This window comes from Propioniciclava soli, from assembly GCF_014858005.1.
Taxonomy (GTDB): domain Bacteria; phylum Actinomycetota; class Actinomycetes; order Propionibacteriales; family Propionibacteriaceae; genus Propioniciclava; species Propioniciclava soli.
Map to the genome: position 1 here is coordinate 260,562 of NZ_JACYOT010000005.1, position 19,726 is coordinate 280,287.

Sequence of the window (19,726 nt, forward strand, 5' to 3'; positions counted from 1 at the left end):
CTACGGCACCCGGGCGACCCCACCCCGCCCGGGGCGCGGTGCGTCACGAACCGGCGGGCCAGTTGTCGCGCACCTCGGCGCCGCCCTCGACGACCTCCTCCTGCTCCGTCGTGCGGTCGGTCCACGAGTCCTGGGGGCGGTAGCCGAGGTCGAGCATGGTGTTCGTGAGGTCCCACCGGCGGTTCGGGTTGTCCGAGATCGCGTAGTAGAGGCCGAACGTCACCTCGGCCTCGATGGCGCGGCGGATGACGTGCTCGCAGTCGTCCTCGCTGAGCCACATGGCGTGCAGGATGTCCTCGTCGGCCGCCATCGGGTCGCCCGACATCCAACCGATGCGCAGGGCGATGAAGTCCAGGCCGAACTCGTCGTGGTAGAACCGGCCGAGCACCTCGCCGAACGCCTTCGACACGCCGTAGAGCGAGTCCGGTCGCGGCAGGTGGTGGGGGTAGACCGGCCACTCCTCGTGGCGGTCGTACATGCCCATGGCGTGATTGGAGGAGGCAAAGACGACCCGGCGGACGCCGGACTCGCGCGCCGCCTCCAGCACGTGGCGCAGGCCGACGATGTTGGCCGTGAGGACGGCGTCCCACTCCGAATCGGGGGAGGCCGCGCCCGCCAGGTGGACGACCGTGTCGACGCCCTCCATCATGCCGAGAACCTCGTCGTAGTCGTCGAGGTCGACCTTGTGCATGGTCTTTTCCTGGTGTTCGTTCGCCGGGTGACGACCCTGGGTCACGAGGTCGTAGTCCTCACCCAACCGCTCCTCCAGCACGAGGCCGAGATTGCCGGTCACACCCGTGATGAGCACCTTGCGCCGTGAGTTCTGCTTCGCTGCCATGCCCCCATGCTAGTCAGCGGCCGGTGAGGACGTGGGCGGCCGCAGGGAGCCGTTGAGCAGGGAGCGCAACACCGGCCCGGGTTCGATCATCACGGTGGCCGACTGCGTGGCCACCCCCTGCGCGGCGAAGGCCTGGAGCACGCGGGAGACGACCAGATTGCGGGCCTCGAGGGTCTCGAGCTGCAGCGATCCGGTCCAAAAACGCAGCTCCAGGGTGACCGCCGCCTCGTCGACCTCGGTGAGCAGCGCCTTGGGCTCGGGGTCGTTCAACACCCCCCGGATGTCGTAGAGCGCCTTCAGCGCAACCGTGCGGGCATGCTCGAAATCGGCACCCGGGTCGAGGTTGAACGTGACCGTGCTGCGCACCTGCTCATACCCGGTCTGGACGGTGACGATGTTGTCGTGCAGCACCGTGTTCGGGACGACCACGAGGCGTCCGTCGAACGTGCGCACCACGGTGGAGGTCAGGCCGATGGCGACCACCGTGCCGGAGAGGGAGTCCATCGAGATCTGGTCGTCGACGCGGAACCGGTCACGGGCCAGGATGACGAGGCCCGCGAACATGTTGCCCAGCACGGTCTGGAACGCGATACCGGCGGCCACCGAGACGATGGTGACACCACCGAGGATGTCGACGGGGCGGACGCTCGGGAACACCACCGTCATGGCCGCGCTCAGGAACGCGAACACCACGACCCACTGGGTGACCTGAGCGAACACGGCCGCGGAGCTGGGGCCGCGGCCGCGCCACAACAGGAGCCGGCGGGCGAGCCACCGGACGGCATAGGACACGAGGAGGCCGGCGCCGAAGATCTGCAACGCCAGCAGCGCGCCCTGCCACGTGATCGACGTGGGCATCAGCGCGCCGCGCTCTCGTCCACCATGGGGGCCATTGTGCCCGACCCAGCCCGCCGGGTGCAGCGGCCCGCTCGCTAGGCTGGGATTCGTGCTCTCGCCCCGCCAGACCGAACTCGCCGATGTGGCCCTTTCGATCTTGGCGCGTGAGGGCCTGGGGGCGGTGAGTTTCCGGGCGGTGGCGTCGGCGTCCGGGTGGTCGCTCGGGGCCGTGCAGAAGGCGTTCGGCTCCAAGGACGAGCTGGTTCGGGCGATGTACATCCGGCACCGGCAGGGCGCGCCGTCGCTCGGTGTGGGTTCCGGCCCCCTGGCCGAGCGGTTGGTGGCGGTGTTCATGTCCTTGATGCCCGGCGACGCCGCGTCCCGCGCCACGACGCTCGAGGCGGCCGCGTTCACCGAACGCGCCGCCCATGACGCGCGCATCGCCGGCGCTGTCGCGGCGTCCGACGCAGGGTTGCGTGCGACCATCGCGGGCTGGGTGCGCGAGGAGCAGGCGCGTGGCCGCGTCGGCGAGGAGGTGGACGCCGATGGCGTCGCCTGGACGTTCGTGGCGCTCGCCCACGGGGCGGCAACACAGTTGCTCTACGCGCCGCGCCCGGACGCCGAGGTGCGGGCGCTGGCGTCCGCCGCGGTGTCGCGGCTGCTCGGCTGACGCGCCCCGGATCCGGGCGCCGACACTCACACTTCGGGCTCAAACTCCGGTTCAGGTCGCGGAGTTTGAGGCCCAAACCGGAGTGTGAGCGAGTCCGACCGGACGGGTGAGACAGAACTGGCGGTGGAACGTCGGACGGCCCAGGTGGTGGCCGTCGTCGCCGCGTCCGGTCTCGATCATCCCGATCTTCTCGAGGATTCGGACGGAGGCGCGGTTGGCGTCGAGGGCCTCGGCCCAGATCTCGTCCAGGCCGAGGACGTCGAACCCGTGGCGCACGCCTGCCTGCGCCGCGGCCAGGCCGAACCCCCGGCCCCACCGCTCCCGTGGCCCGATGAGGAAGCCGAGCTGGCGGCGTCCGGGGTCTGTGCCGTAGAGGTCGACGTAGCCGACCACCTGCACCTCGTGGACGACGCTGAGGCGGAGCAGTCCGGTCGGGGGGTCCGTCACCAGGCGCCGGTGGAACGCGAGAAGGCGATCCGGCGGCAACCCGACCGTCCAGTCTGCCGCGCGACAGAACGCGTCATCGGATCCCCATCCGGCGATGACGTCGGCGTCGGCGAGCGTGGACGGACGCAGCGTGACGACCGGCGGCAGGCGGTTCATGGGGTCACCGTAAACGCAGGGGTCAACGACACCGCCCCTTCCTGTCGGCTCGAACTCCACCTTGGTCGTCAAACTCCGCCACCGGAAGCGGAGTTTGAGACCGGAGTGTGCGTGTCGGGCCCCAACAGACGCAGGCGCTGGGTTGCCCGATTGGAATGACAGCGTTATCATCGCTGCAACACGAAGCATCACAACCCGGTACGAAGGAGTACCCCGTGGACACTCTTCTGCAGCTGAAGAACGTCTCCAAGACGTTCCCCGGCGTCAGAGCGCTCCAGAACGTGAACCTCGATCTGCGCGCCGGCGAGGTGCTCGGCCTGTGCGGCGAGAACGGTGCGGGCAAGTCGACCCTGATGAAGGTGTTGACCGGCATCTACACCCCCGACCCGGGGGCCGAGATCTGGCTCCAGGGCCAGCAGGTGCACGTCCGCAACACCAATCACGCCCGCGAGCTCGGGCTGAGCATCATCCACCAGGAACTGAACATGGTGCCGGACCTGACGGTCGCGCAGAACCTGTTCCTGGGCAGGCCCCAGAGCCACACCCGCGGCCTGGTGCGCGACAGCCAGCTCAATCGACGGGCCGGTGAACTCTTCGAGCGCCTCGGCATGAAGGCACTCGACCCGCGCGCGCTCATCCGCGACCTGTCGGTGGCGCGCCAGCAGATGGTCGAGATCGCCCGGGCCCTGTCCTATGACTCCAAGGTGCTAGTCATGGACGAGCCGACGGCCGCGCTGACCCTCGCCGAGAGCGACGCCCTGTTCGAGCTCATCCGCGACTTCGTGGCCCCCGACACGGGCCTCATCTACATCTCCCACCGCATGCCCGAGATCTAGGAGATCACCGACCGGGTGTCCGTGCTGCGCGACGGCCAGTACGTGGGCACGGTCGCGACGCGGGAGGTGGAGATGCGCGAGATCATCTCGATGATGGTCGGCCGCGAGGTCTCCGGGGACGCGCGTCCGGCCCCACACCGACGCTCGGACGACGTCGCCCTGGCCGTGGAGAACCTCTCCACCCGCAACTTCCTCTCCGACGTGTCCTTCGAGGTGCGCCGGGGCGAGGTGCTGGGGTTCGCCGGGCTGATGGGGGCCGGTCGCACCGAGGTCGCTCGCTGCATCTTCGGGGCCGATCCGCGCCAGTCCGGCACCATAGCGGTGAACGGTCACCCGGTGCGCATCCGGTCGGCGGCGGACGCCGTCCGCGCGGGCATCGGGTACCTGTCGGAGGACCGCAAGCGCTACGGGCTCGTGCTCGAACACGACGTCAAGGCCAACACCGCCCTGGCCGCCATGGGTGACTTCAGCACGGCCGGCTACACCCGTGACGCCAAGATCCGCGCCACGGGTGAGGAGTACGCCCGACGGCTCCGCGTGAAGACGCCGAGCGTCAACCAGCTGGTGCGCAACCTGTCCGGCGGCAACCAGCAGAAGGTCGTCATCGCCAAGTGGCTCGTGCGCGACTGCGACGTCCTGATCTTCGACGAGCCGACCCGCGGCATCGACGTGGGCGCCAAGGAGGAGATCTACGAACTCATCGAGTCACTCTCGGCCCAGGGCAAGGCCGTGATCGTCATCTCCTCGGAACTGCCCGAGGTTCTCCGCGTCTCCCACCGCATCGCGGTCATGGCCCACGGCCGCATCACCGGCTTCCTCGACAACGCCGAAGCCGACCAGGAATCCATCATGCAGCTCGCCACGGTGGGCAAGGCCCAGTTGAAAGGACACGTCTCGTGAGCACCGCCGCCACCGCCCCGACCACCCCACCCGTCCCCGTCACCCCCGAGGGCACGGACGAGCGCCGCTCCCCCGTGCGGGACGCCCTTCGTGCCTCGTTGCAGCAACTCTTCGTGTTCGCCGCCCTGATTGTCGTCTTCGCCTTCTTCATGGCGTTCGCGAACAACTTCGACCCCGTCGTCGTCATCCCCAACATCCTGCTCCAGGCGGCCGCCATCGGCACGATGGCCCTGGGTGCGACATTCATCATTGCGACCGGCGGCATCGACCTGTCCGTCGGCACCGGCATGACGTTCTGCGCCGTCATGGCGGGCGTGTTCATGTCGAGCGCGTTCATGAACCTGCCGCTGGGCGTCGGCCTGCTCCTCACCCTCGGCGTCGGCGTGGCGATCGGGCTGGTCAACGGCATCCTGATCGCCTTCCTCGACATCCCGCCGTTCATCGCCACGCTCGCGATGATGATGGTCACCCGCGGGCTGTCGCTCATCATCTCCGGCTCCTCGTCGATCCGGATCGAGAACCCCGACTACGCCTGGATCTCCAACGGCCGCCTGCTGCCGTTCCTGTCCAACGCAGCGCTCATCTTCATCCTGCTCGGCGTGGTCGCCGCCGTCCTGCTCGGCAAGACGCTGCTGGGGCGCTACGCCCTCGCGATCGGCTCCAACGAGGAGGCGACGCGGCTCTCGGGCATCAACGTGCGGCTCTGGAAGACCCTGGTGTACGTGACGGCCGGCGTCTTCACCGCCCTCGGCGCCATCCTCTACTCCGGACGCTTCGGCTTCGTCCAGCCGGCCGAGGGCTTGGGCATGGAGCTCCAGGTCATCGCCGCCGTGGTCATCGGTGGCACCTCGCTGGCCGGCGGACGCGCCAACATCGTCGGCACCATGATGGGCGCGCTGCTCATGATGACCCTCAGCGTCGGGCTGCAGATGATGGGCGTCGCCCAGCAGTGGCAGCTCGTCGTGACCGGCGTCGTCGTCCTCATGGCCGTCTACGCCGACATCCTGCGACGCAAGCGCGCCGCCTCCCTCTGATCCACCACCCCACCACCGGGAGGCCCGTCCTCCCCCCACGAAAGGAAACCGCCATGCGCACTCTGCGCTCCGCACTGGCCGTGTCGTCCGTGCTCCTGTTGGGGCTCACGGCCTGCTCGACCTCCGGCTCCGGAACCACCTCGCCGGCCACCGGCACGACGCCTGCGGCGCCGGCCACGACGTCCACCACCGCTGCGCCGTCGGGCGATCTGGCGGCCGACCCCACCCTGCCGAAGGGCGACGGCACCCAGACCGTCTACCTGGTCTCCAAGGGCTTCCAGCACCGCTTCTGGCAGGCGGTCCGCGAGGGGGCCGAGCAGGCGGGTGAGGACTACGGCTACCGCGTCGAGTTCGTCGGCCCGGAGAACGAGCAGGCCATCACCCAGCAGCTCGACCAGCTGCGGACGGCGCTGCAGCAGCAGCCGGCCGCCATCGGCTTCGCGGCGCTCGACTCGGGGGCGGCTGGCCCCGTTCTCGAGGAGATCCAGGCCGCGGACATCCCCGTCATCGCGTTCGACTCCGGGGTGGAATCCGACATCCCGCTCACGACCGTCTCCACCGACAACCGGGCCGCCGCAGCGGCTGCGGCCGAGCACATGGTGGAGTTGGTGGGCGGCACGGGCACCGTCGGCCTGGTCTGCCACGACCAGACCTCCGCCACCGGCCAGCAGCGCTGCGAGGGCTTCCAGGAGTACATGGCCGAGAACGCCCCCGAGATCACCTCGTTGGATCCGCAGTACGCCGGTGAGGTCGGGCTCGCCGCCAACACCGCCCGCGCCCTGATCCAGGCCAACCCCGGCATGGTCGGCATCTACGGCTCCAACGAGGCGTCGGCCATCGGCGCGCTGCAGGGCACGGTCGAGTCCGGCCAGGATCTCACGGTGGTCGGGTTCGACTCCGGCCAAGCCCAGCTGGACGCCATCCGCAGCGGCCAGGAGGCCGGTGCCGTCACCCAGTCCCCGGTGCGCATGGGCTACCTGACGGTGGAGGCCGCCGTCCGCGCGATCAACGACCTCCCGCTCGACGAGGTCATCGACTCCGGCTACGCCTGGTATGACGCCACCAACATCGACGACCCGCAGATCGCCGCCAACCTCTACGAGTGACCCCCGGTGCGGGTGGGCCCACGGGTCCACCCGCCCCCCACCACCGACCCAAGGAAGTGTCCCCATCGTGACCCAGCAACCCCAGTCCCCGCAGCCCCAGTTCCCACACCCCAAGATCGGCATCCGCCCCATCATCGACGGCCGGCGCCGCGGCGTCCGCGAGAGCCTCGAGGACCAGACGATGGCGATGGCCGAGCGGGTCGCGGCGCTCTACTCGGCCGAACTGCGCCACCCCGACGGCACCCCCATCGAGTGCGTGATCGCCGACTCCACGATCGGCCGCGTTCCCGAGGCCCAGGCGGCGGCCGAGAAGTTCCGCCGCGAGGGCGTCGGGCTCACCCTCTCGGTGACACCGTGTTGGTGCTACGGCACCGAGACCATCGACATGGATCGCACCATGCCGCACGCGATCTGGGGCTTCAACGGCTCCGAGCGCCCCGGTGCGGTCTACCTCGCGGCCGCGCTCGCCGGCCACGCGCAGCTGGGCATTCCCGCGTTCGGGATCTACGGCGAACACGTCCAGGACGCCGACGACGAGACCATCCCGGACGCCGTGCGCACCCAACTCCTCGACTACGCCCGCGCCGGCCTGGCCGTCGCGACCATGAAGGGGCGCAGCTACCTCGCGATGGGCGGCGTGTCCATGGGTATTGCCGGGTCGGTCGTCAAGGACGAGTTCTGGTCGAAGTACCTCGGCATGCGCAACGAGTACATCGACATGAGCGAGTTCGACCGGCGGGTGCGCGAAGGCATCTACGACCCCGACGAGTACGAGAAGGCGCGCTCGTGGATCCGGGAGAACCTGACCCAAGGCGAGGACTTCAACCCGGCCGAGGACCAGATGACCGACCAGCACGACGACTGGTGGGACTACTGCACGAAGATGACGCTCATCGGGCGGGACCTCATGGTGGGCAACCCGCGGCTCGCCGAGCTCGGCTTCGGCGAGGAGGCGCTGGGCCACGGGGCGCTGGCGTCCGGTTTCCAGGGCCAGCGGCAGTGGACCGACGGCATGCCCAACGGCGACGTGATGGAGACCGTGCTCAACACCCAGTTCGACTGGAACGGGCCGCGTCCGCCCCACATCATGGCAACGGAGAACGACGCCCTGAACGGCGCGTCCATGCTGTTCAACCACCTGCTGACGAACAAGGCGCAGCTCTTCTCCGACGTGCGCACCTACTGGAGCCCCGAGGCGGTCGAACGCGTCACCGGGCACCGGCTGGAGGGTCGGGCGTCCGGCGGCATCATCGACCTGCGCAATTCCGGCTCCACCACGCTGGACGGCACGTTCGCCGCCACGGTGGACGGCGAGCCGGGCATCAAGCACTGGTGGGATCTCACCGAGGACGACCAGGCGGCCATGCTGGGGGCCACCACGTTCCACCCGGCCAACGTGGGCTACTTCCGCGGCGGCGGCTTCTCGACGCACTTCCGCTCCGCGGGTGAGGTACCGGTCACGATGTGCCGGGTCAACCTGGTGGACGGGCTCGGCCCGGTCATGCAGATCGCCGAGGGCTGGACCGTGGAGCTGCCCGACGAGGTGGCCACCACCATCGAGGCGCGCACCGACCGGGCGTGGCCGACGACCTGGTTCGTGCCGAACCTCACCGGCGAGGGCGCCTTCACCAGCGTCTACGACGTCATGAACGCCTGGGGTGCCAACCACGGCGCGATCAGCCACGGCCACATCGGTGCGCAGCTCATCACGCTGTGCGCGATGCTGCGCATCCCGGTGAACATGCATAACGTGGCGCCCGACCAGGTGTTCCGGCCCAAGGCGTGGCTGTCGTTCGGCACGCAGGACGCCGAGGGAGCCGACTTCCGGGCCTGCGCCACCTTCGGCCCGCTGTACGGCTGATCGAGGGGAGCTGAACCATGGCACCCACCGCCCTCGCCGTCGATCTGGGATCCTCGAGCGGCCGCGTCGTGGCCGGGTCCTTCGACGGCGAGGCGGTGCGCCAGACCGAGGTGTACCGCTTCGCCCACGAGGCCCAGCGCGTCGACGGGCACCTGTGTTGGGATGTCGACGGCATCCTTGGCCACATCGCCACCGGCCTGCGGGCCGGGGTGGAGCGGTTTCCGGACGCCGCCACCGTCTCGATCGACACCTGGGGGGTGGACTTCGCGGCCCTGGACGCCGCGGGTGAGCGCGTCACGTTGGTGCGCGCCTACCGCGACGAGCGCACCGAGCGGACGCTGCCCGCCTTCCGCGAGCGGCTGGACGACGCCGCCGTCTGGGCGGCCACCGGGACGGCGCCCGCGCTGATCAACACCGCGAACCAGCTCTTCGCGTTCTGCACCGAGGAGCCGGACGCCGCCGCGCGCGTCGAGCGCGTGCTCCCGCTGCCGGACTACTTTGTCCGGGAGCTGACGGGCGAGCTGGGGTGGTCGCGGTCCATCGCCTCGACCACCGCCCTCACCCGGCCGGGCGCGGGGACGTTCTCCGACGAGGTGTTCGCCGCGTTGGGCCTCCCCCGCTCCTGGTTCGGTGGGGTGACGCCGGAGCACACCGTCGTCGGCCCCTGCCTCCTGCCCGGGTTGGAGCGGCTGACCGTCGTGCGCGGCGGGGCCCACGACAGCGCGTGCGCCGTCCAGGCGTTGCCGCGCGCGGTGAGCTCGACCACGGCCTTCCTCAGTTGTGGCTCGTGGTCGGTGCTCGGCGTGCTGCACGACGCACCCCTGCTGTCGGACGCCGCCCGCGCCCTGGGCCTGACCAACGAGGCCTGCGCGGGCGGCGGGCTGCGCCCCCTGTTCAACATCACGGGCCTGTGGATGCTGCAGGAGTGCCAGCGCGAGTGGCGCCGGGCCGGCGCCTGCCACGACATCGCGGAGCTGGTGACGCGGGCCAGCGCGACGCCGAGCGCCGGCGTCCTCATCGACCCCGACGACGCCGGCTTCGCCCGGCCCGGGGGCATGGCGGAGCGCATCGGCGCGGCCGTGGCGGCCGGCGGTGGGCCGCCGCTGGACGAGGGGGGCACCGTGCGGGTCGTCCTCGAGTCGCTGGCGGCCCGGTACGCGCGCGGCGTCCGCGACCTGGCCGACCTCACCGGCCGACCGCCCGATCAGGTGAACGTCGTCGGCGGCGGCTCCCGCAACGGTCTGCTGTGCCAGCTGACCGCCGACGCCGTGGGCGTCCCCGTGGTCGCCGGGCCGGCCGAGGCGTCTGCGCTCGGTTCGCTGCTCGCGCAGCTGGAGCTGACGGGTGCGTTCGGGCCGGACGAGCGCGCCGGGGTGATCACGGCGTCCACCGCGACGCGCACCTTCGACCCGGCCGCGCGTGGGATTGAATGAGGGCATGAACAACAGGGGGAAGCGGATCAACCTGCGCGACATCGCTGCCGACGCGGGGGTGTCGGTCGTGACGGCCTCCCGGGTCGTGCGTGGGCTGGATCTGGTGGCGGAACCCACGCGGGAGCGCGTGCTGGAGGCCGTGCGTCGGCTGAACTACCAACCGAACCTGGCCGCGCGGTCCCTGTCGGCCCACCGCACCGGGTCGGTGCACGTCATCAACGCCGTCCAGATGTTCCACGGGCAGGTGGCCGCGTTCGTGGCGATCTGCGAGGAATTGGCCGCGCTGGGGTTGCACACGTCCACGTCCGTCCTGCCGCCCGGGACTCAGGAGGCGGACATCCGTGAGCTGGTGCCGATGGGGGCGGACGGCATCATCATCCTCGGCGGCCGCACCGAGCCGAGCCCGTGGGTCGACCAGATCGCCGCGTTGATGCCGACGGTCGTCATGGGACGCGTGCACCGGCTGCCGGCGACGGCGGTCGGCGTCGCGGTGGACCATGAAGCCGGGGCGCGCGCGGGGGTGACCCACCTCCTCGACGTCGGGTGCCGGCGCGTCGCGCACGTGTCGGGGCCGCCGGACTGGATGGACGCCCACCTCCGCCTGGCGGGCTACCGGGCGGTGTGCGCGGAGGCAGGGATGCCCGAGCTGGTACTGCCCGCGGACTCCTGGGACGCCGCCGCGGCCGTGCCGCTCGTCAGCGCGCTGCCAAACGACATCGACGGCGTGTTCGCCGCCAACGACCAACTGGCGCTCGGCACGCTCCACGCGCTGTGGCGGGCCGGCCGCTCCGTCCCCGGCGACGTCCGCGTCGTGGGCTATGACGACATTCCTGGGGCCGACTCGTTCCATCCGCCGCTGACCACGCTGCGCCAGGACTTCCACGGCGTGGGACGCCAGGCTGTCGCGTCGCTGAACCTCCTGATGAATGGTCAGGCGGCCACGTCGTCCGTCATCCAACCCACCCTGATCGTCCGCGCGTCCACCTGAGAGGAAACCATGCTGTACGGACCCCTGATCCATCCCGAACTGCTCTCCGCGCTCGGCCGCTCCGGCCACGGCGGCAAGCTCCTGATCACCGATGGGAACTACCCCGTGACGAGCGGGGCGCCGGCGTCCGCCGATCGGGTGTACCTGAACCTCGCGCCCGGGCTGCTGACCGTGAGCCAGATCCTCGACGTGGTGCGGCAGGCGATTCCGATCGAGCGGGCGGGGTTGATGGTTCCGGCCGACGACGCGACCGGTGCGGAGCGTCCCGATTCCATCCCGGCCCACGACGAGTACCGGGCGGCGTTGCCGGGCGTCGCGTTCGACGAGATCACGCGCTGGGACTTCTACGAGGCCGCCCGGGCGAGCGACGTGACGGTCGTGATCGTCTCGGCCGACCAGCGCCTGTACGCCAACCTGCTGCTGACCGTGGGTGTGCGCGCAGGCTCCTGACGTCTGGCGAGCGTCGGCTGGCCCGCCCGTCCGGGCGCCGACACGCACACTTCGGGCTCAAACTCCGGTTCCGGTAGCGGAGTTTGAGGCCCAAACCGGAGTGTGAGCGAACCCAACCGGACGGGCGAGCCGAAATCGGCGGTGGAACGTCGGTCGCCCCAGGCGGTGGCCGTCGGCACCGCGTCCCGTCTCGATCATGCCGATCGTCTCGAGGATCCGGACGGAAGCGTGGTTGACGACTTGGGTCTCGACCCCGATCTCCTGGAGCCGAAAGACCTCGGATCCGTGGCGGACGCCGGCGCGCGGTGAGGCCAGTCCGTGCCCCGGCCCACCGCGGCCTGGGGCCGATCTGGAAGCCAAGCTCGCGGCGTCCGGTCTCAGCGCCGTGCAGGTCGACATGGCCGTCCACAGGGGACCCGTGCACGACGCTCAGGCGGAGCAGCGTGTCGGCCGCGCGGCAGACGTCGTCGCCGCCGCTCACACTCCGGTTTGGTCCTCAAACTCCGCCACCGGAACCGGCGTTTGAGTCTCAAACGTGAGTGTCGGCGCCTCTTGGGGGGACGGGTGGAGTGCCAGAATCGGGTGAGCAGTGGAGGAGGTCCGGTGGCGAGCAGGAGAGACAAGCAGGCGGCCGTGTCGGCGCGCCAGCGCATCGCGGAGCAGCAGCGCGCCGAGCAGGTGCGCCGGAAGCGCACCAGGATGATCATGGTGGGCGTGGCGGTCGTCGTCGCGCTCGCGATGATCATCGGAGCCATGCTCCTCGCCAACGCCGCACGTCAGCGCGAAGCGGCCGGTGAGGGGTCGGACGCCTATGTGTCCGGCCTGTCGCAGGTCTCGGCCCCCCAGTTGGACGCCGTGGGCGTGGGCGCGGCGCGCGATGCCGCCACCCCCGTCGAGGGCGGCGAACCAGTCATGGTCGACGGGAAGCCCCGTGTGCTGTACGTGGGCACGGAGTATTGCCCCTACTGCGGCATGGAACGCTGGGCGCTCACCATCGCGCTGTCGCGGTTCGGCACGTTCGATGGCTTGGAGGCGTCCCGAACCCCCGCCAATGAGTCGAGCATCCCCACCGTCAGTTACGAGCACGCCACCTATGCGAGCGATCTCATCGTCTTTGACGGATTCGAGACCGCCGACGCCGAGGGCCGACCACTCCAGACACTGTCGGCCGACGACGACGCCACGCTTCGGCAGTTCAATCCCGGCGGCAGCGTTCCCTGGACGTACTGGGGCACCTCCCACCAGCTCGGGGCGTCCTACGACGGCGGCTTCCTCGCCGACGCGAACCCTGACGAGGTGCTGGCCCGCCTCGGCGACGCCAACAGCTCCGAGGCGCAGGGCATCCTCGGGGCGGCCAACGTGCACACCGCCCGCATCTGCGCCCTCACGGGCAACCAGCCGGGCGAGGTGTGCCAGGCTCCCGGAGTCCGGGCCGCCGCCGAATTCATCGGCTGATGGGCGCCTGGCTCAGCCGGGGGCTGTGGACTGTCGGGCTGCTCGTTTCCGCGTACCTGACCGTCCAGCACTTCACGGGCAACGCCACCCTGGCGTGCTCGGACGCGGGCATCGTGAATTGCGAGTCGGTCACGACCAGCCGGTGGGCGTACGTGTTCGGCGTCCCCGTGGCCTTGCTCGGGCTGCTCTGGTTCGTGGCGGGCACCGTGTTCGCCTGGGTGCTGGAGCCCCGGCTCCCCCAGCAGCGGGCGCGCCTGCTGGGCGCGGGCTACACCGGCGTCGGCGTCCTGTTCGTGCTCTACCTCATCTACGGCGAGATCAGCCTTGGCCAGATCTGCTCCTGGTGCACGGTGGTCCACGTCGTGACGGTGGCGCTGTTCTGCGGGTACCTCGGCACCTGGTACGCGAACCACGCCTGAGGGCGGCAAGGACGCCGGCGGCCTGGGGCGTTGCGTCACGGCTTCCGGCGGACGGGCTCAAACTCCGGTTCTGTCGTCAAACGCCGCCACCGGAAGTGGAGTTTGAGACCCAAGCGTGCGTGTCGGCGCCCCCCAGTGCGCTTGACACCTCAGCCGCCACCCAGAAGGGTGGGCGCGTGAGAGTGGCGATGCTGGGGCCCATTGCGTGGCGGACGCCGCCGCGTCACTACGGCCCGTGGGAGCGCGTCACGAGCCTGCTCACCGAGGGGCTGGTGCGCCGGGGTGTGGACGTGACTCTCTTCGCCACGCTCGACTCGGTGACCTCCGCCAAGCTCGACGGCGTGGTGCCCTGCGGCTACGAGGAGGACCCGACGGTCGACGGACGGATCGCCGAGGCGCTGCACGTCGCCCACGCGTTGGAGCGCTCCGGCGAGTTCGACCTCGTCCACAACCAGCTGGACTGGCTCCCCCTGGCCTTCAGCGGTCTGTGCCGGGCCCCCATGGTGACGACGATCCACGGCTTCTCCGGGCCGGCGATCCTGCCCGCCTACCGCGCCGGTCGCTCTGCCTACATCTCGATCTCGGACGCCGACCGCAGCCCCGACCTCGACTACCTCGCCACCGTCCACCACGGGCTGGACCTGGCGGAGCTGCCCGAGGGCCCCGGCGGGGACGCCCTGGTGGCGTTCGGGCGCATCCACGCCGACAAGGGCACCGCGGACGCCATCGCGATCGCGAGGGCGGCCGGGCGGCGGCTGGTGATCTGCGGGCCCGTGCACGACGCCGAGTACCACGCCCGGGAGGTGCTGCCCCACGTCGACGGCGAGGCCGTCACCTATCTGGGTTCCGTCGGTCCAAAACGCCGCGCGGAGGTGCTGGGATCGGCGGCCGCCCTGCTCCACCCCATCGGCTTCGACGAGCCGTTCGGCCTGGCCGTCGCGGAGGCCATGGCCTGCGGCACGCCCGTGGTGGCCCACCGGCGCGGCTCCATGCCCGAGGTCGTCGACGAGGGGGTGACCGGCTTCCTGGTCGACGAGGGGGAGGGCGGTGTGGCCGCCGCCGCGGAGGCGGTGACGGCTGCTGTCGGCCTGGACCGGGCGGCGGTGAGGGCGCGCGCGGCCCACCGGTTCGGCGTCGAGACGATGGTGGACGGCTACCTCGCCGCCTACGCGCGCCTGCTGGGCTGAGGCTCCGGGCGCATCGCAGCGACCAGGTCGTCGACGGCCACGGACGCCACCGCGATGCGCTGGTCGCCGATCCCGTGGGGCACGAACAGCCGTCGTCGGTGAACGAGCCCCCCGCACGAGAAGACGACGTTGGGTACATACCCCCCGTGGTGCGGGTGCGGCGTCAGCCACGGCTCCTCGAGCCGGGCGATCACGCGCGTCGGGTCGTCGCGATCGAGCAGCAGCGCGCCGAGGCTGTAGACGCGCATCGGGCCCACGCCGTGCGTGAGGACGAGCCAGCCCTCGTCGATCTCCACAGGGGCGCCCGAGTTGCCCAGTTGCCGGATCATCCACGGAGCCCCACCGGGCTCTTCGATGACGGTGGGATCGTCCCAGGTGAGCCCGTCGGCGGAGAAGGAGACACCGTTGCGGGCACCGTCGTGCCGGGTCAGCGCGGCGAAACGCCCACCGATCAGTCGGGGGAAGATCGCCATGCCCTTGTTGGTGGCGGCCACCCCCGCCAGGGGGGTGGACTGGAAGGAGGTGAGATCGGCGCTGGTCAGCATCCGCACCTGGATGTCGCGTCCGTTGTACGCCGTGTACGTCGCGCGGTACTGGGTGCTGCCCTCCTCGTCGGTGAACAGGGTGAACCGGGCGTCCTCCAGGCCGTGGGATTCGTCGTCCACGGCCGGCATCAGCACCCGCTGGTCCAGCCGCGTCCGGGGGTCGAACGCCGTGTAGTAGGCCGAGCGGGACGCGCGCCGCAACGCCTCGGCCTGCCGGTGCGAGGCGGGGTGCAGGAGCAGGTCGGGGGGCAGATCGTCGAAGGCCTGGTCGACGTCCTGGGCACGGATCCGCTCGGGCAGCCGGCCGAGCACGGCCGTGGTCAGCTCACCACCCTCCCCCGCCGCTCCGGTCAGGGCGGCGATCAATTCCCAGGGCAGCGCCGCGGGCGTGATGGTGCCGAGCACCGGCGGCCCGGAGCGCGGCTCGAATCGCCAGCCGTCATCGCCCACGACCCCGGACGCGAACTCGATCGACGACACGTGACCCTCCCCGATCGCCCGCAGGCTGAGGGCCACCCGGAGTTCGTCGGGGCCGAGGCCGGACTGGTCGGGGTGCGGCACGGCGCTGGGGTTGCACAGCGCGGCGCCCTCAAGGGAGAACTCGGCGGTGAACACCGCGCCGAGGACGACGGCGCGGGCGTCGCTGATGTGCTCGCCCCGCGGGGTCAGGGGGTGCGCGTGCTGCAGCAGGGTTTGGCGGAGGGTGCCGTGGTGGAGGGCGAACCGGGCCACGACGTCGCCGGCGAGCCGCTCCACCTCGGCCTCGTCGAGGGCCATGACGCGGGCGACGAGATCGGGTGCGAGGTTGCCGTGCCCCGGGTCGGCGCTGGGCATGAACAGGCGCGCCACGACGCGCTCAGGGTCGGGATCCAGCGTCTGGTCGGCGTGACGGATGACGTGCGGGGGCATGCACAACTCCTTTGCGGCGGGCCTGGAGCAGCACCGACAACGCGGACAGGGTGGATTCCGCGCCCCTGTTCTGGTTGCGCCCGTGCGGCTGCAAGCCATCGTAACCAGCACCGGTGGCCTCGTCGTACAGGCACACGCCGACGTCGTTGTCGCCGGTGAACCACCGCCAGCTGCGGTCGACGGCGACCGACCAGAAGGCGTCCGAGGTGAGGTCGTGGGCGCGGGCACAGGCATCGGCCAACGCGGCCAGTTCGATCGGCTGCTGGTCGAAACCGGGGCCCTCCTCCCCCAGGGCTCGCCCACCCACGGGGGTCACCGAGAAGTGGTCCCCCAGAGTCTCGGCGTCGACCAGGAAGCGCAGCTGCTCGAGCCCGAGGGCGATGAGGTCGGGGCGCGCCAGCGCGGAGCCGGCCGCCAGCAGCGCCTCCGGTAGACGCGCGTTGTCGTAGGCGAGGCGCTCCTCGGGCCAGGGCCCCGAGCCCAGCGCTGCGAGCCAGTCGGCGGCGTCGGCCACCAGGGCGCGGGCCGCCGGGCCGCCCTCCGCCACGGCGCCCAGCACGGCGAGGGCCACCGCCCGGGGGGAGCGTGGCCGGCGGCGCGCCAGCAGCGCGAAGCCCCGCGCGGCGTCGCGTCGCGCCGAGGCGTCCAGCCGGTGGTCGGCGGCAGCCGTCCCCAGCGCCCACGTCGCCCGGCCCCACCAGTCACCCTCCCCCGGCTCGTCCTGCCAGCCCCCCGGGCCCAGTCTGTTGTGGCAGCGACCGTCGGCCGTCACGGCGTCGCAGACCATGCGCAGGTGGACGGCGAGCAGGTCATCGAGGGACGGGTCGGCCGCCCGGCAGAGCAGGACGACGGCCCGCGCGTTGTCGTCCACGCAATAGCCGTGCCCGACGCGGGGGGCGTCCATCTCGGCGTGTTCGAAGAGGGCGCGCGCGTCCGTGAGGCGCCTCAGGTGGGTGAACCTCGGCTCCGGCAGGGTCACCGGGCTTCCCCGGCCGGGTCCCCGTGGCGCGCGCCGAGGAGGGCCGCCGCGACGTCGAGATAGCGTGCCGCCACCGCCGGCCAGTAGAGGGACGCGGCCTCCCGCTGGGCGCTGGCCCGCATGCGATCCGCCTCCTCCTCGTGGGTCAGGATGGTGGTGAGGGCGTCCGCCATCGCCTCCGGCGTCCGATGGGGCACCGTCACGCCCGCCCCGCCGGCCAACAGCTCGACGGCGTGCGGGAAGGCCGTGGAGACGACCGGCACGCCGGCCGCGACCGAGTCGATGAGCACGCCCGAGGTCACCTGCTCGGTGGAGTCGTAGGGCAGCAGCACGACATCGGCGGTGGCCAGCAACGCGGGGATCGCGTCGGTGGCGCGGTAGGTCGCGTCGAAGCGCACCATGTCCCCCACACCCAACTCGTCTGCGCGGCGGCGGAGGCCGTCGCGGTAGCGCTCGCCCTCGCGCGCCACCACCTTGGGGTGCGTCTCGCCGGCGATGAGATAGTGCGGACGGGGGTCGAGGTCGCGCAGGCGGGGCATCGCCTCGATCGCCCACTCGATGCCCTTGCCGGGCCCGATGAGCCCCCATGTGAGGATGCGCGGGCTGGGGCGTTCGTCGGTGGAACGGGCCTGGGCCGGCGGGGCGGCGCCGTGGGGGATGACCACGACGCGTTCCGGGTCGACGCGGTAGCCGCCGAGCAGCCGCGTCCGGGCTGCCTGGGTCATGGTCACGACGGCGTCCGCACGGTCCATCACCCGTTCGAGAACGGCGCGCTGCGTGGTGGAGGGCTGCGTCAGCACGGTGTGCACCACGACGATCACGGGCACCCGAATCCGGTCCAGGACGTCCACCACCTCGACGCCGTCCGGGCCGCCGTAGATGCCGTACTCGTGCTGCACGACGACGACATCGCAGGCGTTCAACTCCGCTGCCGCCCGCCGCCGGCTCAGCTCGTCGCCGGCCCAGAGCTCGCTGGCCACGTCGGGCAGGGCGAGGTGCTCGGGGGCGTCCAGGGAGCGGACCACGCGGATCCCGGCGCCGTGCGAACGCAGAGCGCCGGCCAAGGCGGCGTTGAACGTGGCCAACCCACACAGGGTGGGCGGGTACGAACTGAGCAGACCGATCTCCATGGTGCCAATCCCCTCTGGCCAAGCCGAGCGTCACACGACGACTCCCCGCCACCCTAACCCACCCTGGCGAGGTGGGATGGGCGTCCGGCGCCGCCTCGCTCCCGGCTGCCAGGTGCCACCGTCCGGGCGACGCGCCGGCTCCGGCGCAACTCACACTCCGGTATGTGCCTCAAACTCCGCGACCGGAACCGGAGTGTGAGACCACAGTGTGCGTGTCGGCCCGCATCTGCGGGGCTGGTGGGGCGTGCGGGGCTCGAACCCGCGACCCAGGGATTATGAGTCCCCTGCTCTGACCGGCTGAGCTAACGCCCCCAGCGCGCCACCACCCTACTGGCAGCCCAGCTGCCGCGGCCCGTGCCCCACCCCCGCCCGCCCCGCGGCCAGGGATGCCAAATTCGCCGTTTCCCCTCACACTCCTTCTCGCGCCGGGGGGACGCCTTGAGTCGTCGTCGTCCCCGAGAGGCATCCCCCGTGTTGCACGCCGCCCCCGAGGTCCGTCGCCCAGCCGGCCACACCCGCCGTCTGGTCGCCCTCGTGGTCGCGTTCACCCTGGCTCTTCTCGGGCTGCCCGTGATCACCGTGCTCAACGCCACGCCCGCCGCGGCCGCGACGCCGGGGTGCGATTTCGCCGACCGGGGTGGCGTCGGGAGTTACCGTGACCGGATCTGCTGGGTCAACCTGGCCGACTTCAGCAACAGCACCGTCAACTCGGCGAACGGCCAGACCGTCACCCAGACCCTGCCGGGCGGCTTCACCCTCACGTTCAACCTTCGGCGCACCACCGGTACCGGCACGACCGCGTCCGCGAGCGCCACACCGACGTGGTACGACACCGCGTCGGGGGAGGGCGCGGCCATCGGCAACACGGCGTACCTGGGCATCGAGGGACAGCCGGTGTGGTACGTCACGGCCGGCTCAAGCCTCAACGAGACCTTCCGCGTCTCAGGGGTCGTCCTGCGCAACCCGGCAGGAGCCCAGATCACGAACTTCGCCCTCATCGGGGCCGACGGCGAGTCCACGGACGCCGCCGGCTCCCTGCGGGAGTACATCCGCTTCTCGGTGCAGAACACGACGGTCTCGGTGCTGGAGAACGTGCCCTCGGGCACCGGTGCCCTGGCCTGCACGGGTGGGCTCACCACCACCTCCACCTCGATCGACTGCGTGGGCAACGTCGCCAACCCGGGGGCGCTCATCGTCCAGGCCCCCGCCACGAGCAACATGTCCATGGACGTGCGCCTCAACCGCCCCTCATTCGGCGCGCAGGGGTTCATGTTCGGCGTCTACCTGCCCACCATCACGCTGCGCAAGAACGTGAACGGCCTCGTCAACGCCTCCGACGCCTTCACCATCCGCGCCACCCCCACGGGTGGGACCCCCATCACCGCGACCACCTCGGGCGCCAACTCGGCCACCACCGGCTCCGCCATGGGATTCATCGGCGGCGCCGTCACCCTCGACGAGGTGGCGGCCAACGCCGGGACCGACCTGAGCCGGTACTCCCAGTCCTAGTCCTGCACCAACGCCGCCACCGGATCCGCCACGGTGC

Annotated in this window: 20 protein-coding genes and 1 tRNA gene; 14 read left to right on the plus strand and 7 right to left on the minus strand. The window is 71.2% G+C overall.

What is annotated here, in order from left to right; all coding sequences use genetic code 11:
- Nucleotides 1–43: 43 nt before the first annotated feature.
- Nucleotides 44–838: an NAD-dependent epimerase/dehydratase family protein gene (locus tag IFY26_RS06360; RefSeq protein WP_232548158.1), complete on the minus strand. Its 795-nt coding sequence runs from the start codon at nt 836–838 to the stop codon at nt 44–46.
- A 9-nt stretch (nt 839–847) separates the two neighbouring features.
- Nucleotides 848–1,696, minus strand: coding sequence for a mechanosensitive ion channel family protein (locus tag IFY26_RS06365; protein WP_232548159.1), 849 nt, complete (start codon nt 1,694–1,696; stop codon nt 848–850).
- A gap of 88 nt (nt 1,697–1,784) precedes the next feature.
- On the opposite strand from IFY26_RS06365, the gene IFY26_RS06370 reads away from it, so the two are divergent.
- Nucleotides 1,785–2,345, plus strand: coding sequence for a TetR/AcrR family transcriptional regulator (locus tag IFY26_RS06370; protein WP_232548160.1), 561 nt, complete (start codon nt 1,785–1,787; stop codon nt 2,343–2,345).
- A 51-nt stretch (nt 2,346–2,396) separates the two neighbouring features.
- Here the strand turns inward: IFY26_RS06370 and IFY26_RS06375 are convergent, their stop codons facing one another.
- Entirely contained in the window at nt 2,397–2,948 is a 552-nt protein-coding gene (locus IFY26_RS06375) for a GNAT family N-acetyltransferase (RefSeq protein WP_232548161.1), read from the minus strand.
- 215 nt (nt 2,949–3,163) lie between these two features.
- Between IFY26_RS06375 and IFY26_RS06380 the strand changes: the two genes are divergently transcribed.
- The 12 genes from IFY26_RS06380 (at nt 3,164) to IFY26_RS06435 (ending at nt 14,617) form a co-directional block, all read left to right on the plus strand.
- Nucleotides 3,164–3,784 (plus strand): ATP-binding cassette domain-containing protein, encoded by a 621-nt coding sequence (locus IFY26_RS06380; RefSeq protein WP_232548162.1) that lies wholly within the window; start codon nt 3,164–3,166, stop codon nt 3,782–3,784.
- 15 nt (nt 3,785–3,799) lie between these two features.
- Nucleotides 3,800–4,684, plus strand: coding sequence for a sugar ABC transporter ATP-binding protein (locus IFY26_RS06385; protein ID WP_232548163.1), 885 nt, complete (start codon nt 3,800–3,802; stop codon nt 4,682–4,684).
- Nucleotides 4,681–5,718 (plus strand): ABC transporter permease, encoded by a 1,038-nt coding sequence (locus IFY26_RS06390; RefSeq protein ID WP_232548164.1) that lies wholly within the window; start codon nt 4,681–4,683, stop codon nt 5,716–5,718. The genes IFY26_RS06385 and IFY26_RS06390 overlap by 4 nt, the downstream gene beginning before the upstream one ends.
- A 53-nt stretch (nt 5,719–5,771) precedes the next feature.
- Nucleotides 5,772–6,824 (plus strand): ABC transporter substrate-binding protein, encoded by a 1,053-nt coding sequence (locus tag IFY26_RS06395; RefSeq protein WP_232548165.1) that lies wholly within the window; start codon nt 5,772–5,774, stop codon nt 6,822–6,824.
- Nucleotides 6,772–8,685 carry an L-fucose isomerase gene (locus IFY26_RS06400; RefSeq protein WP_269779165.1) on the plus strand — a complete coding sequence of 638 codons (1,914 nt, stop codon included), beginning with the start codon at nt 6,772–6,774 and terminating at the stop codon, nt 8,683–8,685. Before IFY26_RS06395 ends, IFY26_RS06400 begins: the two co-directional genes overlap by 53 nt.
- Before the next feature lie 17 nt (nt 8,686–8,702).
- Nucleotides 8,703–10,118: a rhamnulokinase gene (locus IFY26_RS06405; protein ID WP_232548167.1), complete on the plus strand. Its 1,416-nt coding sequence runs from the start codon at nt 8,703–8,705 to the stop codon at nt 10,116–10,118.
- A 4-nt stretch (nt 10,119–10,122) separates the two neighbouring features.
- Nucleotides 10,123–11,106, plus strand: a complete 984-nt coding sequence (locus IFY26_RS06410) for a LacI family DNA-binding transcriptional regulator (protein WP_232548168.1) — start codon at nt 10,123–10,125, stop codon at nt 11,104–11,106.
- Nucleotides 11,107–11,115: 9 nt separating this feature from the next.
- Nucleotides 11,116–11,556 carry an RbsD/FucU family protein gene (locus IFY26_RS06415; protein ID WP_232548169.1) on the plus strand — a complete coding sequence of 147 codons (441 nt, stop codon included), beginning with the start codon at nt 11,116–11,118 and terminating at the stop codon, nt 11,554–11,556.
- Nucleotides 11,557–11,658: 102 nt separating this feature from the next.
- Nucleotides 11,659–11,865, plus strand: a complete 207-nt coding sequence (locus IFY26_RS06420) for a hypothetical protein (protein WP_232548170.1) — start codon at nt 11,659–11,661, stop codon at nt 11,863–11,865.
- Between the two features lie 294 nt (nt 11,866–12,159).
- A complete protein-coding gene (locus IFY26_RS06425) occupies nt 12,160–13,011 on the plus strand; it encodes a DUF929 family protein (protein WP_232548171.1) in 852 nt (283 codons plus the stop codon).
- Nucleotides 13,011–13,430, plus strand: a complete 420-nt coding sequence (locus IFY26_RS06430) for a vitamin K epoxide reductase family protein (RefSeq protein WP_232548172.1) — start codon at nt 13,011–13,013, stop codon at nt 13,428–13,430. Before IFY26_RS06425 ends, IFY26_RS06430 begins: the two co-directional genes overlap by 1 nt.
- Before the next feature lie 176 nt (nt 13,431–13,606).
- Nucleotides 13,607–14,617 carry a glycosyltransferase family 4 protein gene (locus IFY26_RS06435; protein WP_332836155.1) on the plus strand — a complete coding sequence of 337 codons (1,011 nt, stop codon included), beginning with the start codon at nt 13,607–13,609 and terminating at the stop codon, nt 14,615–14,617.
- Here the strand turns inward: IFY26_RS06435 and IFY26_RS06440 are convergent.
- The 4 genes from IFY26_RS06440 to IFY26_RS06455 form a co-directional block, all read right to left on the minus strand.
- The gene (locus IFY26_RS06440; RefSeq protein ID WP_232548173.1) at nt 14,596–16,071 is read right to left on the minus strand and encodes a glycoside hydrolase family 130 protein; all 1,476 of its coding nucleotides are present in this window, start codon (nt 16,069–16,071) and stop codon (nt 14,596–14,598) included. The two genes, IFY26_RS06435 and IFY26_RS06440, sit on opposite strands and share 22 nt — an antisense overlap.
- On the minus strand, nt 16,019–17,050 hold the full coding sequence (locus tag IFY26_RS06445; protein WP_232548174.1) for a hypothetical protein: 1,032 nt from the start codon (nt 17,048–17,050) through the stop codon (nt 16,019–16,021). The genes IFY26_RS06440 and IFY26_RS06445 overlap by 53 nt, the downstream gene beginning before the upstream one ends.
- On the minus strand, nt 17,047–18,180 hold the full coding sequence (locus tag IFY26_RS06450) for a glycosyltransferase (protein ID WP_232548175.1): 1,134 nt from the start codon (nt 18,178–18,180) through the stop codon (nt 17,047–17,049). Before IFY26_RS06450 ends, IFY26_RS06445 begins: the two co-directional genes overlap by 4 nt.
- 235 nt (nt 18,181–18,415) lie before the next feature.
- Nucleotides 18,416–18,492, minus strand: a tRNA-Ile gene (locus IFY26_RS06455).
- Between the two features lie 159 nt (nt 18,493–18,651).
- Between IFY26_RS06455 and IFY26_RS06460 the strand changes: the two genes are divergently transcribed.
- Nucleotides 18,652–19,689 (plus strand): hypothetical protein, encoded by a 1,038-nt coding sequence (locus tag IFY26_RS06460; RefSeq protein ID WP_232548176.1) that lies wholly within the window; start codon nt 18,652–18,654, stop codon nt 19,687–19,689.
- Nucleotides 19,690–19,726: the final 37 nt, after the last annotated feature.